This is a genomic window from Streptomyces djakartensis (assembly GCF_014651075.1).
In the GTDB taxonomy this organism is placed as follows: domain Bacteria; phylum Actinomycetota; class Actinomycetes; order Streptomycetales; family Streptomycetaceae; genus Streptomyces; species Streptomyces djakartensis.
Map to the genome: position 1 here is coordinate 1 of NZ_BMWE01000077.1, position 618 is coordinate 618.

Consider the following 618-nt stretch of genomic DNA (forward strand, 5'->3'; position numbering starts at 1 on the left):
CGTGGCGAAGAGGATTCGCGGCTGCTTGCCACCACGCAACGGGTGCGGGTGGGCGGCCTGAATTTTGCCGAGGAAGGCGTTGAGCTTGCCTGTAGGAATACGCTGATCCCAGGATTCCAAGGCCTTATCAATGGCTCGCGTCAGACGGTTGGTGTGCCAGCCGGTCTTGGCGGACAGGTTCACACGCTCGGCCCACATCACACGGTCGAATTCGGTGTTCCACAGGCGTTCGAGACGCTGCTTGTCGAACTCGTCCATCGCGTCCCACTTATTGAACACGAGCACAATCGCACGGCCCGCATCCACGGCGGTGGACATGACCTTCAAATCCTGATCGGATACCGGCTGCGAAGCATCAAACAGGATCAGCGCCAATTCACAGCGCTCGATGGCGGCCTGCGTGCGCAGAGAGGAATAATATTCCGCGCCTGTGAGCTTGTGCTGGCGTCGCTTGATGCCGGCCGTGTCGATGAACAGCCAATCCTCCCCATCAACCGTCACCACTTCATCGACTGGATCGCGAGTGGTACCTGCCAAATCATTGACCACAGTACGTTCCTCGTGAGCCAGCTGATTCAGCAAAGACGACTTGCCGACGTTCGGTCGACCGACCAACGC

At 58.9% G+C, this 618-nt stretch carries 1 protein-coding gene; it reads right to left on the minus strand.

What is annotated here, in order from left to right; all coding sequences use genetic code 11:
* Positions 1-618, minus strand: a 618-nt coding sequence (locus IE212_RS34540; protein ID WP_190201941.1) for a GTPase, incomplete at both ends; no start/stop codon positions are given.